The 1,080-nt window shown below is 77.3% G+C and carries 1 protein-coding gene; it reads right to left on the reverse strand.

Translation table 11 applies throughout. From position 1 onward, the window contains the following. A partial coding sequence (malQ, locus tag C1I97_RS37715) for a 4-alpha-glucanotransferase (RefSeq protein WP_111007344.1) occupies window positions 1–1,080 on the reverse strand: 1,080 nt, incomplete at both ends.

The following is a 1,080-nucleotide window of genomic DNA, read 5'->3' on the forward strand; positions in this document are numbered from 1 at the left end:
TCGGCGCGCACGAACCAGGCGTCGCGGCGGGTGGCGTCGGTGACCCCGGCGAACACCAGCGTCCAGGTGCTGCCGGCGAGCGCCAGCCAGTCGGCGCGTGCGCCGTGGGCCTCCGCCTCGCCGTCCCAGTCCCGTTCGAACCACAGCACCGACGTGCCGAGCACCCCGCGCCGGTCCAGGGTCTCGCGCACCCCGGGTTCCACCGTTCCCAGGTCCTCGCCGATCACCACGGAACCCGCCCGCGAGGCCTCCAGCACCAGGGTCGCGAGCATGGCCTCGGCGTCGTAGCGGACGTACGTGCCCTCCGTGGGCGGGCGGCCCCGCGGTACCCACCACAGCCGGAACAGGCCCATCACGTGGTCGATGCGCAGGGCGCCGGCGTAGCGGAACAGGGCGCGCAGCAGGCGGCGGAAGGGCGCGTACCCGGAGGCGGCGAGGCGGTCGGGGCGCCAGGGCGGCAGGCCCCAGTCCTGGCCGCGCGCGTTGAAGGCGTCCGGCGGGGCGCCGACGGACATGCCGGCCGCGAAGTGGTCCTGCTGGGCCCAGGCGTCGGCCCCGCCGGGGTGCACGCCGACGGCGAGGTCGTGCACGATCCCGACCGGCATGCCGGCCTCGCGGGCGGTGCGCTGGGCGGCGGTGAGCTGGTCGTCGGTGAGCCAGGCGAGCCAGGAGTGGAAGCCGACCCGGTCCGCCAGCTCGGCGCGGGCGCGGGCGGTGTCCGACGAGCGCGGGTCCCGCAGTCCTTCCGGCCACCGGCTCCAGTCGGAGCCGTGCACCTCCGCCAGGGCGTACCAGGTGGCGTGGTCCTCCAGGGCCCGGCCCTGTTCGGCGAGGAAGCCGGCGTGGGCGGCGCGGCGGCCGGGCCCGAGCGGCACCTGCCGCACCAGCTCCAGCGCCTGGCGCTTCAGCTCCCACACCGCGTCCCGGTCGATGAGGGCGCCCTCGTCCACTACGGCGGCGCGCAGCCGGCCGGCCCGCTCCAGCAGGGGCCGCAGCCGCTCGCGGTCCTCGGCGTACGCGAACTCGGGGACGTCCTCGACGCGCAGGTGCACGGGGTCGGGGAAGCGGCGGGAGGAGGGG

Source organism: Streptomyces sp. NTH33 (assembly GCF_003236365.1).
GTDB lineage: Bacteria > Actinomycetota > Actinomycetes > Streptomycetales > Streptomycetaceae > Streptomyces.